Origin of the sequence: Nocardioides jiangsuensis (genome assembly GCF_019679455.1) — a bacterium.
GTDB lineage: Bacteria > Actinomycetota > Actinomycetes > Propionibacteriales > Nocardioidaceae > Nocardioides_C > Nocardioides_C jiangsuensis.
This window is the reverse complement of record NZ_JAIEZQ010000001.1, coordinates 1,110,854-1,125,848: the sequence shown is the minus strand read 5'-3', so window position 1 is coordinate 1,125,848 and position 14,995 is coordinate 1,110,854. Positions and strand designations below refer to the sequence as shown.

Below are 14,995 nucleotides of genomic sequence, written 5' to 3'. Positions count from 1 at the left end.
ACACGGGGTGAGGCTCCTGGCTGATCTGCGTCGGTGACTAGCTGGCTGGGTTCTTGACGTTATAGAGAGCCTCGTCGAGTTCCTTCACTGCCCCGACATACTGAGCACGACCGCCGAAGTTCTTGACGATCTGTACGGGGGTGCCGAGTTCGGGGAAGGGCGCGACCTTGAGGGCATCGATCTTCTCGATGGAGTCGATGCCGTGGTCGGCGTACATGTCGAGCAGAACTCCGAGGACCTCACGTGCCTGGGGTCCGTACTTGGTGAAGACGTCAAGATTCTTGACGTGTTCGGCTCGCTCTCGGCGCGTGAGCGGGGGCCGGTCGAAGGCCACTGCGCAGATCAAGTCGAAGGCGTCGATGTCCCGGGCGAAGGCGTTCTCGAGCGCTTCGAGGATGACGCCGCGTTCGCGCAGGAGGTCGACGATGACCTCCTTGCGGTCAGCTGCCTTCCATCTATTGAGGAAGTCATCGAGGCTGGTGAACTCCTCCAGCACCACGCGACGGGTGTAGTCCCTGAGGGACTCGGTGACGAGCTTGCCGTCCTTGTCGTAGTACTGGATGCGTTCGGCTATGACCTTGAAGGGCACCCCGCTAACGGTGTACCTGCGGACTCCCTCTTCGTCGTCCTCGGCGGAGGCGTCGACGACGGCAGGGTCGCCCTCGTAGATCTCCTCGATGTCGGTGGGGTCAATCGGTGTCGTGTCGTGCTCCACCTCGGTGGTTACCTCGACCTTGCCGCGGTCGTCGACCTCCATCACCTGGATGGCCGGTCCGTCCCACTCGGGGTCGGCGAACAGCTCGGTGGCCTTTCGGAAGTCGATGATCGTGAAGTAATACTTGCCGTAGTCGGGTCGCAGTCGCGTGCCCCGTCCGATCATTTGCTTGAACTCCGTGAGCGACTGAATGCGTTGGTCCATGGCGATGACATGGCAGGTCTGCGCGTCGACTCCGGTGCTCATCAGCTTCGACGTTGTGGCGATCACCGGGTATTTCTGCTTCGGGTCGATGAAGTTGTCCAACTGGGCCTTGCCCTCGTCGTTGTCCCCGGTGATCCGCATGACGTAGCGGCTGTCGGCCTGAACGAGTTCGCGGTTGTCCGGTTCGTTGATCAGTGCCTGGCGCATGCGTTCGGCGTGGTCGATGTTCTCGCAGAACAGGATGGTCTTGTTGAACGGATCGGTGTTCTGGAGGAACTCGGTGAGGTGATGGGCGACAGCTACGTCCCGTTCTGGGAAGACGATGGTCCTGTCGAAGTCCCGTTGGTTGTAGATGCGGTCCTCGATCAACGCCCCGATGTCGTCGAGCTGGTCGGCTTCGGGTCGCCAGCCTTGGAGGTCGACGTCAAGGTCGACGCGGATGACCTTGTAGGGGGCGAGGAAGCCGTCCTCAATGCCCTGCTTGAGGGAGTAGCTGTAGACCGGCTTACCGAAGTAGCTGATGTTGGAGACGTAGTTGGTCTCCTTCGGGGTGGCGGTCATGCCGAGCTGGATGGCGGAGTCGAAATACTCGAGAATCTCGCGCCAGGCCGAGTCCTCTTTCGCGCTGCCGCGGTGGCACTCGTCGATGACGATGAGGTCGAAGAAGTCGCGCGGGAACTTGTCGTAGATCGTCTCCCGATCCTCCCCGCCGACGATGGCTTGGTAGAGGCTGAGGTAGACCTCGTAGGACGTGTCGACCTTGCCGTTGCCCTTGTCGACCAGGCTTCGGTCGAGCTTCGTCATCGCCGAGCCGAACGGCTTGAAGTCGTTGACGATGGTCTGGTCGACCAGGATGTTGCGGTCGGCGAGGAAGAGCACGCGTTTGGCGGTCTGGGTCTTCCACAGCCGCCAAATGATGTTGAACGCCGTGAACGTCTTACCGGTGCCAGTGGCCATCACAAGGAGCAGTCGCTGCTGCCCGCGGGCGATGGCCTCGATGGTGCGGTTGATGGCGAGTTGCTGGTAGTAGCGGGCCTGCTTGCCATTGTCGATGCTGTAGTTGGGGCTAGTCACCAGGGCTTGGTCGGTCTCCAGGCCTTTCCATCGGCAATAGTGCTCCCACAGCACGTCCGGACTAGGGAACTCGTTCAGCTGCAGGTTCTGCTCGATCTTGGGGAACGTCCCGGTGCGGTCGTGGAACAGGAACCCGTCCCCGTTGGTGCTGAACACGAACGGCACCTGGAGCTGTTCGGCGTAGGAGATGCCTTGTTGCACGCCTGCGCCCACGGAGTGGTTGTTGTCCTTGGCCTCGATCAGGGCGATAGGCAGGTTCGGCTTGTAGAACAACAAGTAGTCGGCGCGCTTGCGCTTGCCTCGGGCTACCAGCTTCCCGCGGACGATGATTTTGCCGTCGGTGAAACCGTATTCGCGGCGCCACTGGTGCGTAGCCCAGCCGGCGACCTTGATGGCGGGTGTGACGAAGCGGTCGCAGATGTCTGACTCGCTCAGCACCTTCTTGTTCACGCATCCCCGTTCGTAGTTGTACTTCCAGGTGACTGGTCACTTTCTCGGAGCGGAGATCACCCCGGTGACCAATGCGGGTCGAGAGATCGCCAGTGTCCGCGCGGACAGGTGCCGTCCGCCCGACCCGGAGAGTTCCAATGGTCAAAGCAGTAGGGGACCGCGCACGTTGGGCAGAAGCCAGCGTCGTCGTCCAGACCGGCGGTGTGCACCCTTGGGTACGTCAGAGGAACCGTGAAAGCGTGCGCTAACAGGGCCGCTTCGCTCTCTTTGATGTCATCACCGTGGCCATTTCCTGCCTCGACGCCTTCGTAAATGAAGCGCCAACGCTGCGGGGACCGGTTGCGAATGAAGACATCTCTGTCTGACTGACTCCAGGAGCCGAATCCGACCGGCAGAGCGCCGGGCGCGACCGTCTCGGCATGGACGGCGTCCTTGCCGCACTCGAAGCACTCGACGGCAATGACGAATGCCACTGGAGAGTCGGCGGCGTCTGCCATCTTCGATGCTCCCATGCCGGTGCGGTTTGTGGGCTTTTAGACTAGCTCGCGCAACCGGACACGAGGGTGCATTCGTCACCCGGAGTAGGCAGGTTCGACGCAATAGTTGGGCCGGGCGACGGACGCCCCTGGTGGAGAGACCACGAAAGGCAGCGAAGTCCCGCCGTGGGGCAGGCGAGCCAACTCCTGGCCCGAGCGTTGACAGCGCTGTGGAGGAGGCCGCAGCACACGACGTCGAAGAGTTGGCGGCGTCCGCCCAGGCTCATCGCGCGATCGACAATCGACAAGTTGGGCTTGAGTTGGGAGTTGAACGACTCGGGGTCGTTTCGTGGGCCGTAGAGGCGATCGAAGTCGGGCTCGACTTCGGCGACGATGTGTACGGCCTCCGCTCTCTTTGGTCGGTGTCCCCGGCCAAGCCATAGGGCCGGGCCCGCCCCACGCGAGCAAGGCGCCGTGGCGAACTGGCGCCGCGATACGGGCACACGTGGAAACAACCTGGTGACGGAGCACACCCAGCCGACGCCTGCCCGGTCGACCTGGCTGTCACACAAGCAAAGAACAGTTCGCGCCGGCAGTTTCGGCCGCAGACAGGCAGTGGCCCGGGATCCCCCGGGCCACTGCGCTTGTTGGTTCAGGCGGCCTCCTCGATGCGGGACCACATGGCGTCGATCCGTGCCTTAAGGTCCGTGCGGAGCGCCTGCGCGGCCGTGTCGATCCGTTCGGCCGACCGCCGGCAGGCAACGGCCTGCCGTTGGATCTCGTCCAGCGGTGCGATCGCAGCGACCACCGCCTGGACGTGTTGCTCGAGCTCGGCCGGGGACACCGCGGCGTCCCGACGTTGGTAGCCGGCGCACATACGCATGAGCAGGTACACCGCGGTGACGAGGTGATCACTGGAGTCCGGATCCCAGGCCACCACAACGCGTCTGCTGTCGATGACGAGCACCTGCCGAGATCCGGGCATCTGGTCGATGGGGCACACCCCGACGGCAACGTCGGCGCTGCGGGCCGCCAGTGAGCGTTCCAACTCCTCTGCCCACTGGCCTGATCCCAGCGCAGCCTTGCCTGGTCGGTTCTTCGCCTCCACAACCATGCGCGGCTGGTTGGGAAGGCTGCGCAGGTCCACAACGACGTCACCCTTGCGGGAGCCGTCCGTGCCGGCGGCGGTGCCGACCGCGTCTGCGCCGCCGTCTCCAGCTGCCTCGGCAAGGCCCTGGATGAGCAGGTGGACCTGCGCCTCGTAGACGATTCCCTTGCGAGGACCGCTTGCGGCAGTCGCGTCCTGGACGGACTTGACCGCCAGCGCTTCGCGTAGCTGGGCGACCACCTCACCGAGGTGGCTGTTCTGGGCGGTGATGGCCTGGGCCATCTCCACTGCTGCGCGCTCCCGGTCACCGGCGATGAGCTGGGCGAGGTGCTTGCGGTCCCCGTCCAGCAGGCGGTGGATCTCGGCGAGGGCTCCGTCGGTGACCTGCCGGAGCGCTCTGCTCGATGCTTCGGGGAGCAGGGCGTCGGACCCGGTGAGGATCCGTTGGACGCCGGCTGCCAGGCGGTTCACCGCCTCCTGGGCTGCGCGAGCGACGTCGCCCGTGGTGGGGTCGGTCGCCTTGGCAACGGTGGCGTCGAGGCGACCAAGCGCGGTGTGCAGGGCGGCCTCGACGTCGGTGCGTACTCGGTCGAGTGCGGCGTCGACCCTGGCGAGGTCCGTGCCGGCGCCCGCGGCGGTGACCGCAGCGGTGCCGGCCGCGAGGACGTTGACGCACCAGGTGGCCAGGTCGTCGCCACGCTCGGCGGCAGCCTTCGCGGCTTCGACGATGCGTCTGTCGTTGACCGACAGGTGAGAAACGAGGAGCTCGTCGTGGCTCAGCAGCAGGATCGGACTGGGGTTCGGCATGGGGTTCATGCGACCCTCCCCGCGGCTGCCGGGAGCACCATCTGCAGGAGCAGCCCCAGGTCCTGCTTGGCGCACAGGTGGCATTCGGGCCCGGCCGGCGGTTGTCCGGGCACGTGCCACCGGTCGTCCTCGGCCGGCATGACCTGTCGGAACTGGTCCTGGCTGTACCGGCGGAACCGGTCGAGCTGGCCGTCGAGTCGCTCCACGTTCCTGAAGAGACGCTCGGCGTCTGCCATCGCGGCGCGGTGGCAGAGAGCGTCGACGTAGATGCGGCCGATCTTGATGCGCTCCTCGAGGAGCTGCTCGTATCGGTGGGAGGTCCGCCCGATGCCCGGGCCGACGGTCTTGATCGTTTGTTTCATGGGACCCTCCGCGGGCCACTTGGGTGGCTCTCACCTCGAGATGGCTTGAGTCCACCGGATCGCTTAGCGATCGGGTGTCACCCGTTGTGGCGACTGCACCGGGCACAAGCCCCTGTCCTCGGCGGGCCGCCTCGCTGGGCGGGCGGTGGAGACCAGCAACCAAGCCGCGGCCCGGCACGAGGTAGGTCGTGCCGGGCCGAGGCCGGGTCGCAGCGTCATTCGCGACTCAGGCCAACTCCTCGTCGTCGCGGTTCACCCAAGGGTGCCCCCCGCCGTGGACCCGGATGACGGCCTGGGCAACCTCCTTGGCGCTCGCGCGCCCGTAGAGGCCGTTTGTGTCCTCCGGCTCGTGGCGGGCGAACTCGGTGGCGACGGCCTTCGAAGAGCCGCGCTCGATGAGGGCGATCGCGTGGTGACGCAGCGTGTGGGCGGTGACCTGGTTCTTGTCGGCCCACGGGAGCAGACTCTGGAGCCGCTGGAAGATGTTGTCGAGCCTGCGGTCGGTGATCGGTCGGCCGGGCATCGTCCCCTTCGGTCGGGTGCGAAAGACCGGATCCGAGTTGCGACTGGCCCCGCGCGAGACCGCGAACTCGTGGAGCAGGTCCACCAGCCAGTCGGGCACGGGCTGGTCGACGACCTTGCCGAACTTCTCGTCCAGACGGACGGTGCACTCGGTGCGGTCGAGGCCGCCGAGCGTGAGGTTGAAGAGACCTTCGCGCCGGGCGCCGGCGACGATGATGGTCAGGCACAGCATTTCGTCGAGCTCCGGGTCGTTGCCGGTGTTGCGGATGACGGCCCAGAACTCGTTGGTCTGCGACTGGGTCAGAGGTCGCCGCTTGCCGGTGATCCTGCGAGGCTTCGTGACCTCCTTGGCGGGGTTGAACTGGCGGGCGAGGTGCCGGTCTTTGACGGCGACCGCGAAGGCGCGGCGCCATGCGCCGACCGCGTTGTACTGGGCGCCCACGCCTGTGGAGGCGATGGGGGTGCGGCCGACCGCCTCACGGACGGCAGCACGGCGGGCGCCGGTCTCCAAGGCGCGCTGCTCGACAAAGCGAAGCGCCTCCTCGAGGTCGGTGGGCAGAACCTCGTGTGCCCAGCGATCGCCCAGTCCCGGGTAGTGCTGCACCGTGGGCTGGCCGGGCTCGGTCGTGGACCATCCGTTGGCGAGGAAGTCGAGGTAGCTGCCGTAGGCGCGGCGGGTGTCCACCGTGAGGCCCCGGCGGGTCTTCTCCATGAGGTCACGGATCTTGATGGGCTCACCGGGGACGAGGAACCAGGTGGGCAGGCTGCCCTGCCTGGCGGCGTCGTCGGTCGCGACGTCGGGGGGCCCCGCGGCCACCCGGGTGGCACCCGGGTCGATCCCGAGCGCAGTGGCATCCAGAAGTCCAGCCGCCAGCAGCTGCTTCACCGTGTCGATGGACTCGGTCAGGGCACGGGTCACGGCCGTGGTCGTTCCGTCCGCGCCGGTGGGCCTGGGCGTGTCGAGCTGGCCGTCGTCGCAGCTGCCTGCCGGGTTGGTGGGGGTGGTGTTCATGTGTTTCTCCTGGTTGGTGCCGACCCTGCGGGCGGCTATGAGTGGGAGGGTGCGCCGTGCGCGGGGGCGCGCAATCACCTCCGGTGAGTGGATATGTCGGTCACGTCACATGCCGAAGGCGGGGCGCACTCGGGTGCTGGGTACGGACGGGGCGGCAGAGCTCGCCCCGCCGGCGGCCTCGTCGGGCTGCAGTTCGCCGGTCAGCTCCTGGAGGGCATCGGCCGCCGCGACCAGTCGCAGTTCACCTGAGGCCGGCAGCGCGACGGCGAGGACCTGGTCACCGCCGTCCACGGCGAGCGCGCCGGTGAGGGTGGGCGGGAGCCCGAGCCGGCCGGCGGACACACGCACGGCGACGAGCCAGGGGCGTTCGGCGGTCCGCTCTCCGGCTCGGACCACGACACGATGTCCGTCGACCTCGGCGACCAGCTTGGTGGTTTTCTCCCAGCCGAGGGCGGCCAGGGGCTTGGCCAGGCTGGCCCGCTTGTCCGAGTCCAGAGGCACGACTGCGCCGACGCGGGTAGCGCCGTCGCGCCGGGGTCGTCGCGTGCGCATCCGCACGACGCCGTTGTCGCTGTGCGGGGCAGCGGCCTGCGAGGGGGTGGTGGACGGCGCGGCCGCCCCCAGCGACTCCGGGGCCAGGTGCGGGCCGCGGACCTGGCGGCGCACGTGGTCGGTCCGGCTCTTGGTGGCGAGGCCGTGGGTCATGGCCTGGTCGGTCCGGGTTGCGGCCGCGTGCGCAATCGGATCCTGGGCCGCAGTCTCCGGACCTGCTTGCGGGGCGCCGCCGGTTCGGCGTGCAGCGGGGGATGGTGGCGCGTACGCGACGCCGGCGGACTGTGCCCCTTGTCGGATCCCCCCGGGAACGACGAAGACCGGGCGGCCAGTCTCCTGGTCGCCCGGTCTCCGGGCCCGGGAAATCTCCCGGGTTGCGGTGCGCGAGGGGGGAGTTGAACCCCCACGCCCTTTCGGGCACACGGACCTGAACCGTGCGCGTCTGCCTATTCCGCCACTCGCGCGTGAAGCGGGCTCAGGTTATCCCACGACAGGGACCCCACCCAAACCGAGGTCAATCCGACGGCGTCGCGCACCCGCCGGACCGATACGATCGAGAGCAGTCGGATGTGCCCCCGGCCGCTGAGTCCTGCACAATGGCGGGTTCACGATGGCCCCATGTGGGCATAACGACGACAGGACCCCGCGTCCCACCTCGGGCATGCCCCGACACGGGACCACCGAGTGACCACGCGAAGGAGAGGAGGCGGAGATGGGAGTGCTCTCGCGGTTCGAGAACCGGCTCGAGCAGCTCGTGTCCGGCGCCTTCGCGCGCGCGTTCCGCAGTGCGGTGCAGCCGGTCGAGCTCGCCGCCGCGCTCCAGCGCGAGGTGGACAACTCCGCCCAGATCCTCTCGCGCAACCGCCGCCTGGTCCCCAACAACTTCCACGTCGAGCTGTCCGCGACCGACCACGCCCGCCTCGCGCCGTACGGCTCGACGCTGGCCACCGAGCTCACCGAGATGCTGCGCGAGCACGCCGAGGAGCAGAGCTACGTGTTCACCGGGCCGGTCTCGATCGCCTTCGACACCGCCGACGACCTGAGCACCGGCCGGTTCCGGGTCCGCAGCGCCGCCCTGGCCAAGGTCACCCCGGCCTCGGGCGCGAGCGTCACGGACACCGCCGTACGACGGGCCAGCGTCGTGCTCGAGGTGAACGGCATGCGCCACCCGCTCGAGCCGCCCGGCCTCGTCATCGGCCGCGGCAGCGAGGCCGACCTGCGGGTGAACGACCCCGGGGTGTCCCGCCGCCACGCCGAGATCCGGGTGTTCCCGGGCGAGGGCGCGCCGTCTGTGAGCATCGTGGACCTCGGCTCGACCAACGGCATGCTCGTCAACGGCGCCCGGGTCCAGCAGGCCACGCTCGAGGACGGTGCCACGGTGAAGGTGGGCAACACGACGATGACCGTCCGCTACCTCCGGTCCCGGGAAGGCAGCTCCGATGTCTGAGCTCACCCTGATGCTGATCCGCTTCGCCTACCTGGCGATCCTGTGGATCTTCGTGCTGTCCGCGATCTCCGTGGTCCGCTCCGACATGTTCGGCGCACGGATCGAGACGACTCCGCGCGCCGAGCGCCGGGAGCAGAAGCGCGCGGCCAAGAACCGTCCGAAGCCGGCCAAGCGGCCGCGGGGCGCGCCGACCCACGTGCTGATCGTCGACGGCGCCAACGCCGGCGAGACGATCTCCCTCGACGACGCCCCGCTGCTGATCGGCCGCGGCAGCGACGCCGCGATCCGGCTCGACGACGACTACGTCTCCACGCGCCACGCGCGGATCGCCGCCAGCGGCGACCAGTGGTTCGTGGAGGACCTCGGCTCCACCAACGGCACCTACCTGGGGACCCAGCGACTCTCCCAGCCGGCGACCATCCAGCTCGGCACCACGATCCGGATCGGCAAGACGACGCTCGAGCTTCGGAAATAGGTTCCCCGCCCTATGACGTCACCCTCTCTGAGACTCCGGTACGCCGCGCTGTCCGATGTCGGACGCGTGCGCAAGGACAACCAGGACTCCGGCTACGCCGGTGAGCACCTCCTCGTCATCGCCGACGGGGTGGGCGGCGCCGCGCGCGGTGACATCGCCAGCTCCACCGCCGTCCAGATCCTGCGCCGGCTCGACGACACCCCCTCCGACGACCTGCTGGAGGCGCTGGCCGGGGCGATCCACCGTGCGCACGACCGGATCGCCGAGCTGGTCGAGGAGGACCCCGAGCTCGAGGGCACCAGTACGACGGTCACCGTGGCGCTCTTCGACGGCAACCGGATCGGCGTCGGCCACGTCGGCGACAGCCGCGGCTACCTGCTGCGCGACGGCGAGCTCTCGCAGCTCACCAAGGACCACACCTTCGTGCAGAGCCTCATCGACGAGGGGCGGATCACCGAGGAGGAGGCCCGCACCCACCCGCACCGGAACCTGATCCTGCGCGCGGTCGACGGGGTGCACGAGACCGACCCCGACCTGTTCCTGCTCGAGCTCGCCCCCGGGGACCGGATCCTGCTCTGCAGCGACGGCGCCTCCGGGGTGCTCGACAACGCCCGGCTCGCGGACATCCTGGGCACCGGCACCGTGGACTACGCGGTGGTCGAGCTGGTCCGGGCGTCGCTCGACGCCGGCAGCACCGACAACATCACCTGCGTCGTCGCCGACGTGGTCGACGCGGCCGCTGCCGCCGCAGACGCGGAGACCGCGGCGGCCGCCACCACCGGCCCGATGCTCGTGGGCGCGGCCGCCGACCAGCCCCGCAGGGCCGGCGCCTCCTCCAAGAGCTTCTTCCGCGGCCACCGCAGCGGTGACACCGGCGAGATGGAGCCGGTCCCGGGCACCGGTGAGCCGGTCGACCCCGAGGAGCTGCGCTACGCGCCCCGGGCCCCCCGCCGCTTCACCTGGCTGCGCTGGGTCGTGGGCCTGCTGGTCCTGCTCGGGCTGCTGTCCTTCGGCTCGATGGCCGCCTACGGCTGGACCCAGAAGCAGTACTACGTCGCGGTGAGCGACTCGAAGGTCGCGATCTTCCGCGGCATCCAGGCCGACCTGCCGGGCCTCACGCTCTCCCGTCTCCACTCGACCTCGCGGGTCACCCTCGAGTCGCTGCCGGAGTACCGCGCGGAGCAGGTCCGCGACGGTATCAGCGCCGACGACCTCGACGACGCCCGGAGGATCGTGGCGAACATCAACGAGCTGGCCCGGGTGTGCCCCACGCCGTCGCCGTCTCCGTCGCCGAGCCCCAGCGCCGAGCCCACCGGCAAGGGCGACCGGGAGCCGACCCGCCGGCCCTCCGGCGGTGCGAGCGACGAGCCGACCGCGAGCCCGACCGACCGGTCCACCGCCGGAGCCTCGCAGGCCCCGGAGCCGAGCCCGTCTGCGTCCCCCTCGCCCACGCTCGCGCCCCCCGACTGCGTGGAGGCCACGCCATGAGCTCCGTCAACCCGCTGCGAGGGTTCACCCACCGGCGCCGCCGCGGTGCCGAGCTGTTCCTCCTGATCCTGTCCCTGCTCGTCGGCGTCGGCGCCTACATCGCGGTCGGCGTCGGGGTCGAGGGCGCGGTCCCGGCCGACTTCATCGGGTACGGCGGCTGGCTGGCGGTGCTCTGCGTGCTCTGCCACGTCGTCGTCCGGGTCGTGGCGCCGTACGCCGACCCGGTGCTCCTGCCGGTCGTCGCCGCCCTGAACGGGCTCGGCCTCGCGATGATTCACCGGATCGACCTGGCCGAGCTCGCCGAGAACCCCGACGCCAACACCTTCGCCCGCGACCAGCTGATCTGGATGACGCTGGGCGTGATCACCTTCATCGGGGTGCTGCTGGTCCTGCGCGACCACCGGCGGCTCCAGGCGTTCACCTACACTTCCGGCCTGGCCGCGCTGGTGCTGCTGGTCATGCCGCTGCTGCCGGTGCTGGGCACCGAGATCAACGGCGCCCGGATCTGGATCAACGTCGGCCCGTTCAGCTTCCAGCCCGGCGAGGTCGCCAAGGTCTGCCTGGTGGTGTTCTTCGCCGGCTACCTGGTGCTGCACCGCGACGCGCTGGCCCTGGCCGGCCGCCGCTTCGCCGGCATCGACTTCCCGCGCGGCCGCGACCTCGGCCCGATCCTCGTGATGTGGCTGGTCAGCCTGGGCGTCCTGGTCTTCCAGCAGGACCTCGGCTCGTCGCTGCTGTTCTTCGGCCTGTTCCTGGTGATGCTCTACGTGGCCACCGAGCGGCCGGGCTGGCTGGTCGTCGGCAGCACGCTGTTCGCGGCCGGCGCCTACGTCGGCTACCTGCTGTTCCCCCACGTGCAGGCCCGGTTCGACGCGTGGCTCCACCCGTTCAGCTCCGACAGCAGCTACCAGATCGTGCAGGGCATGTACGGCCAGGCGTGGGGCGGTCTGGTCGGCCGCGGCCTCGGCCAGGGTGACCCGACCCTGATCCCGTTCTCCTACTCCGACTTCATCGTCGCCGCGATGGGCGAGGAGCTCGGCCTGACCGGCGTCATGGCGATCATCGTGCTGTACGGCCTGATCGTCGAGCGCGGCCTGCGCACCGCCCTGGTGTGCCGCGACGCCTTCGGCAAGCTGGTCGCGACCGGCCTCGCGGTGGTCTTCGCGCTCCAGGTCTTCGTGGTCGTCGGCGGCGTCACCAAGCTGATCCCGCTCACGGGTCTGACCACCCCGTTCATGTCCTACGGGGGGTCCTCCCTGATCGCGAACTGGGCCATCATCGCCCTGCTTCTGCGCATCTCCGACCAGGCGCGTCGCCCGCTGCCCGACCTGAGCGGTCCGGCCGACGATGACGCCACCCAGGTGGTGATGGTCCGATGAACAAGCCGATCCGCACCATGTCGATCGTGTGCATGGCCCTGTTCGTGGCGCTGCTGGTCAACTCGACCTACCTGCAGTACCTCCAGGCCGACGAGCTCAACTCCCGCAACGACAACAAGCGGGTCCGCGACGCGGAGTTCTCCCGCGAGCGGGGGGCGATCCTGGTCGCCGGCAACTCGGTCGCGCAGAGCAAGCCCAGCAACGACCAGTTCGAGTTCCAGCGGGTCTACTCGCAGCCGGAGAAGTACGCCCACCTCACCGGCTACTACTCCTACACCTACGGCCGGAACGCCGTGGAGCTCACCCAGAACGACATCCTCTCCGGCTCCGACCCGCGGCTCTTCGTGAACCGGGTCGTGGACCTCTTCGGCAACAGCCAGCCCAAGGGCGGCGACGTCTCGCTGACCATCGACCCCAAGGCGCAGAACGCGGCGTACGACGGGCTCCAGGCGCTCGGCAAGGACGTCAAGGGCAGCGTCGTCGCGCTCGACCCGTCCACCGGGGCGATCCAGGCGATGGTGTCGAACCCGTCGTACGACCCGAGCGGGCTGTCCTCGCACAACCTGTCCACGATCTCGAGCTCCTGGGAGAAGCTGACCGGCGACCCCGACCGGCCGATGCTCAACCGCGGCATCCAGGAGGTGCTGCCCCCGGGCTCGACCTTCAAGCTGGTCACCGCGGCGGCGGCGCTGTCGAGCGGGCAGTACGACCCCGACTCGCTGGTCCCGGGCGGGGCCCGCCTCGACCTCCCGCAGACCGACACCGACCTGCCCAACGAGAGCGGCACCGACTGCGGCGGCGACAAGGTCACCCTGACCCAGGCGCTGATGGTCTCCTGCAACGTCTCCTTCGGCTACCTCGGCCTCACCCTCGGCGACGACGCGCTGCGCGAGCAGGCCGAGGCGTTCGGCTTCGGCGACGAGTACCTCGACGACCTCAACGGCCAGGTCGCCAGCCGGTTCCCCGAGGACCCCGACGCCCCGCAGTCCGCGCTGTCGGCGATCGGCCAGTTCGACGTGGCCGCCACGCCGCTGCAGATGGCCATGGTCTCCGCGGGCATCGCCAACGGCGGCACGGTGATGAAGCCCTACTTGGTGGACGAGGTCCGCTCCCCCGACCTCGACGTCCTCGACAAGGCCGAGCCGGAGCCCTACCGCAACGCGGTCAGCTCCTCGGTGGCCCGCGACCTGACCCAGATGATGGTCGAGGTCGTGGACCAGGGCACCGGATCCACCGCGCAGATCCCCGGCATGAAGGTGGCCGGCAAGACCGGTACCGCGCAGAGCGAGGCGGACCGGCCGCCGTACGCCTGGTTCGTCTCCTTCGCCCCGGCCGACGACCCCGAGGTCGCGGTCGCGGTGCTCATCGAGGACGCCGGCGTCGCCCGCGACGCGATCAGCGGCAGCGGCCTCGCCGCGCCCATCGCCAAGCGGGTGATGGAGGCGGTGATCAACCAGTGAGCCAGGCCGGTCCCGAGCAACAGCTCGGTGGCCGCTACCACCTCGACTCCCGGATCGCCACCGGCGGCATGGGCGAGGTGTGGCGGGCCACCGACACCCTGCTCGACCGCGAGGTCGCGGTGAAGGTGCTCAAGCACGAGTACGCCGACGACCCCTCGTTCCACGCCCGGTTCGCCGCCGAGGCGCGCCATGCCGCGTCGCTGCACCACGTCAACGTTGCGTCGGTGTTCGACTTCGGCGAGGTCGCCAACGGCGACGGCTCCGGTGGCAGCCGTCCGTTCCTGGTCATGGAGCTCGTCCCCGGCCAGCCGCTCTCGGCGCTGCTGCAGGGCGGCGAGCCGATGCCGCCGGGGAACGCCGCCGACCTGGTGGCGCAGGCCGCGGACGCGATCGCCGCCGCCCACGCGCTCGGCATCGTGCACCGCGACGTGAAGCCGGCCAACCTGCTGGTCACCCCCGACGGCACGGTCAAGATCACCGACTTCGGCATCGCCCGTGCCTCCGACGGCGCCACGATGACCCAGACCGGGCAGATCGTCGGCACCCCGCACTACATCTCCCCCGAGCAGGCCGAGGGCTACCCCGCCACCGAGGCCAGCGACGTCTACGCGCTGGGCGTGGTGCTCTACGAGTGCCTCGCGGGGCACCGCCCGTTCGTGCGGGACACCCCGATCTCGGTGGCGCTCGCGCACGTCCGCGAGCCGGTGCCGCCGCTGCCGTCCGACGTTCCGGAGCGGCTGCGGGCGGTCGTGGACAAGGCGCTCGCCAAGCTCCCCGAGGACCGGTTCGCCACCGCGGCCGACCTGGCCACCGCGCTCCGTGGCGGCGCCGTCACGGGCTTCGCCGGCGCCATACCGACCGCTGCCGCCGCGGCCGGGGTGCCACACGCGGACAGCACGCAGGTGCTCGAGCGGCCCGAGCCCGTCGGGACCGTGGCGCGCGACGAGACCACCGAGCGCCGGGAGAGCCGTCGGCGGCCGGCCTGGTGGCTCTGGGCGTCCGCGGCGGTGGCCGTGCTGCTGCTGGTCCTCGGCATCAACGCCGTCGCCCGCGAGGACGACCCGGCTCCCGCCGCGACCCAGGAACCGGCCGCCGCGGCGGACGACGAGCCCGCGGAGGCCACCGACGGCCGGGTGCGGCTGCCCGAGTCCGACTACATCGGGCGCCCGTTCGGCGAGGTCGAGAAGGAGATCGAGGAGGCCGGCCTCTCCGTGCAGGAGCAGCCGGTCGCCGCCGAGTCCGCGGAGGACGAGAAGGGCACCGTCGCCTGGCTCGACCCGGACGGCCGGGTCCCGCCCGACGCGACCATCTACGTCGGCGTCTACGACGCCTACCAGGTGCCGGACGAGGAGGACGAGGTCGAGGAGGACCTGGTCCAGGGGGACGCCGACAAGGCCGAGGACAAGGATCACGGCAAGGACGGCGACAAGAGCCACCCCGGCAAGGCGAAGGGCAAGCACTAGC

At 69.4% G+C, this 14,995-nt stretch carries 12 protein-coding genes and 1 tRNA gene; 6 read left to right on the top strand and 7 right to left on the bottom strand.

Annotated features, from left to right (window positions below; genetic code table 11):
* Positions 1-37 precede the first annotated feature (37 nt).
* The 7 genes from hsdR to K1X13_RS05195 all read right to left on the bottom strand — a co-directional run bounded on the left by hsdR (position 38) and on the right by K1X13_RS05195 (position 7,746).
* A complete protein-coding gene (gene hsdR / locus K1X13_RS05225; protein ID WP_221023922.1) occupies positions 38-2,443 on the bottom strand; it encodes an EcoAI/FtnUII family type I restriction enzme subunit R in 2,406 nt (801 codons plus the stop codon).
* 56 nt (positions 2,444-2,499) lie between these two features.
* A complete protein-coding gene (locus tag K1X13_RS05220) occupies positions 2,500-2,940 on the bottom strand; it encodes a hypothetical protein (protein WP_221023921.1) in 441 nt (146 codons plus the stop codon).
* Between the two features lie 631 nt (positions 2,941-3,571).
* The gene (locus K1X13_RS05215) at positions 3,572-4,843 is read right to left on the bottom strand and encodes a hypothetical protein (RefSeq protein ID WP_221023920.1); all 1,272 of its coding nucleotides are present in this window, start codon (positions 4,841-4,843) and stop codon (positions 3,572-3,574) included.
* Positions 4,840-5,196 carry a hypothetical protein gene (locus tag K1X13_RS05210; RefSeq protein ID WP_221023919.1) on the bottom strand — a complete coding sequence of 119 codons (357 nt, stop codon included), beginning with the start codon at positions 5,194-5,196 and terminating at the stop codon, positions 4,840-4,842. Before K1X13_RS05210 ends, K1X13_RS05215 begins: the two co-directional genes overlap by 4 nt.
* Positions 5,197-5,422: 226 nt before the next feature.
* A complete protein-coding gene (locus K1X13_RS05205; RefSeq protein WP_221023918.1) occupies positions 5,423-6,730 on the bottom strand; it encodes a tyrosine-type recombinase/integrase in 1,308 nt (435 codons plus the stop codon).
* Between the two features lie 105 nt (positions 6,731-6,835).
* A complete protein-coding gene (locus tag K1X13_RS05200; RefSeq protein WP_221023917.1) occupies positions 6,836-7,435 on the bottom strand; it encodes a hypothetical protein in 600 nt (199 codons plus the stop codon).
* A gap of 227 nt (positions 7,436-7,662) precedes the next feature.
* Positions 7,663-7,746, bottom strand: a tRNA-Leu gene (locus K1X13_RS05195).
* A gap of 248 nt (positions 7,747-7,994) precedes the next feature.
* Here K1X13_RS05195 and K1X13_RS05190 point away from each other — a divergent pair.
* Genes K1X13_RS05190 through K1X13_RS05165 form a run of 6 tightly spaced genes read left to right on the top strand, consistent with a single transcriptional unit; the run spans position 7,995 to position 14,994 of the window.
* The gene (locus K1X13_RS05190; protein ID WP_221023916.1) at positions 7,995-8,729 is read left to right on the top strand and encodes an FHA domain-containing protein; all 735 of its coding nucleotides are present in this window, start codon (positions 7,995-7,997) and stop codon (positions 8,727-8,729) included.
* Entirely contained in the window at positions 8,722-9,204 is a 483-nt protein-coding gene (locus K1X13_RS05185; RefSeq protein ID WP_221023915.1) for an FHA domain-containing protein FhaB/FipA, read from the top strand. Before K1X13_RS05190 ends, K1X13_RS05185 begins: the two co-directional genes overlap by 8 nt.
* A gap of 12 nt (positions 9,205-9,216) precedes the next feature.
* The gene (locus tag K1X13_RS05180; protein ID WP_221023914.1) at positions 9,217-10,692 is read left to right on the top strand and encodes a protein phosphatase 2C domain-containing protein; all 1,476 of its coding nucleotides are present in this window, start codon (positions 9,217-9,219) and stop codon (positions 10,690-10,692) included.
* Positions 10,689-12,071, top strand: coding sequence for an FtsW/RodA/SpoVE family cell cycle protein (locus tag K1X13_RS05175; protein ID WP_221023913.1), 1,383 nt, complete (start codon positions 10,689-10,691; stop codon positions 12,069-12,071). The genes K1X13_RS05180 and K1X13_RS05175 overlap by 4 nt, the downstream gene beginning before the upstream one ends.
* Positions 12,068-13,531, top strand: a complete 1,464-nt coding sequence (locus K1X13_RS05170) for a peptidoglycan D,D-transpeptidase FtsI family protein (protein ID WP_221023912.1) — start codon at positions 12,068-12,070, stop codon at positions 13,529-13,531. The genes K1X13_RS05175 and K1X13_RS05170 overlap by 4 nt, the downstream gene beginning before the upstream one ends.
* Positions 13,528-14,994 carry a Stk1 family PASTA domain-containing Ser/Thr kinase gene (locus tag K1X13_RS05165; RefSeq protein WP_221023911.1) on the top strand — a complete coding sequence of 489 codons (1,467 nt, stop codon included), beginning with the start codon at positions 13,528-13,530 and terminating at the stop codon, positions 14,992-14,994. The genes K1X13_RS05170 and K1X13_RS05165 overlap by 4 nt, the downstream gene beginning before the upstream one ends.
* Position 14,995: the final 1 nt, after the last annotated feature.

Coding starts and splice junctions, on each gene's coding strand:
- K1X13_RS05205 (WP_221023918.1), bottom strand. CDS start 6,730: ATGAACACCACCCCCACCAACCCGGCAGGCAGCTGCGACGACGGCCAG.
- K1X13_RS05175 (WP_221023913.1), top strand. CDS start 10,689: ATGAGCTCCGTCAACCCGCTGCGAGGGTTCACCCACCGGCGCCGCCGC.
- K1X13_RS05180 (WP_221023914.1), top strand. CDS start 9,217: ATGACGTCACCCTCTCTGAGACTCCGGTACGCCGCGCTGTCCGATGTC.
- K1X13_RS05220 (WP_221023921.1), bottom strand. CDS start 2,940: ATGGCAGACGCCGCCGACTCTCCAGTGGCATTCGTCATTGCCGTCGAG.
- K1X13_RS05190 (WP_221023916.1), top strand. CDS start 7,995: ATGGGAGTGCTCTCGCGGTTCGAGAACCGGCTCGAGCAGCTCGTGTCC.
- K1X13_RS05210 (WP_221023919.1), bottom strand. CDS start 5,196: ATGAAACAAACGATCAAGACCGTCGGCCCGGGCATCGGGCGGACCTCC.
- K1X13_RS05185 (WP_221023915.1), top strand. CDS start 8,722: ATGTCTGAGCTCACCCTGATGCTGATCCGCTTCGCCTACCTGGCGATC.
- K1X13_RS05170 (WP_221023912.1), top strand. CDS start 12,068: ATGAACAAGCCGATCCGCACCATGTCGATCGTGTGCATGGCCCTGTTC.
- K1X13_RS05200 (WP_221023917.1), bottom strand. CDS start 7,435: ATGACCCACGGCCTCGCCACCAAGAGCCGGACCGACCACGTGCGCCGC.
- K1X13_RS05215 (WP_221023920.1), bottom strand. CDS start 4,843: ATGAACCCCATGCCGAACCCCAGTCCGATCCTGCTGCTGAGCCACGAC.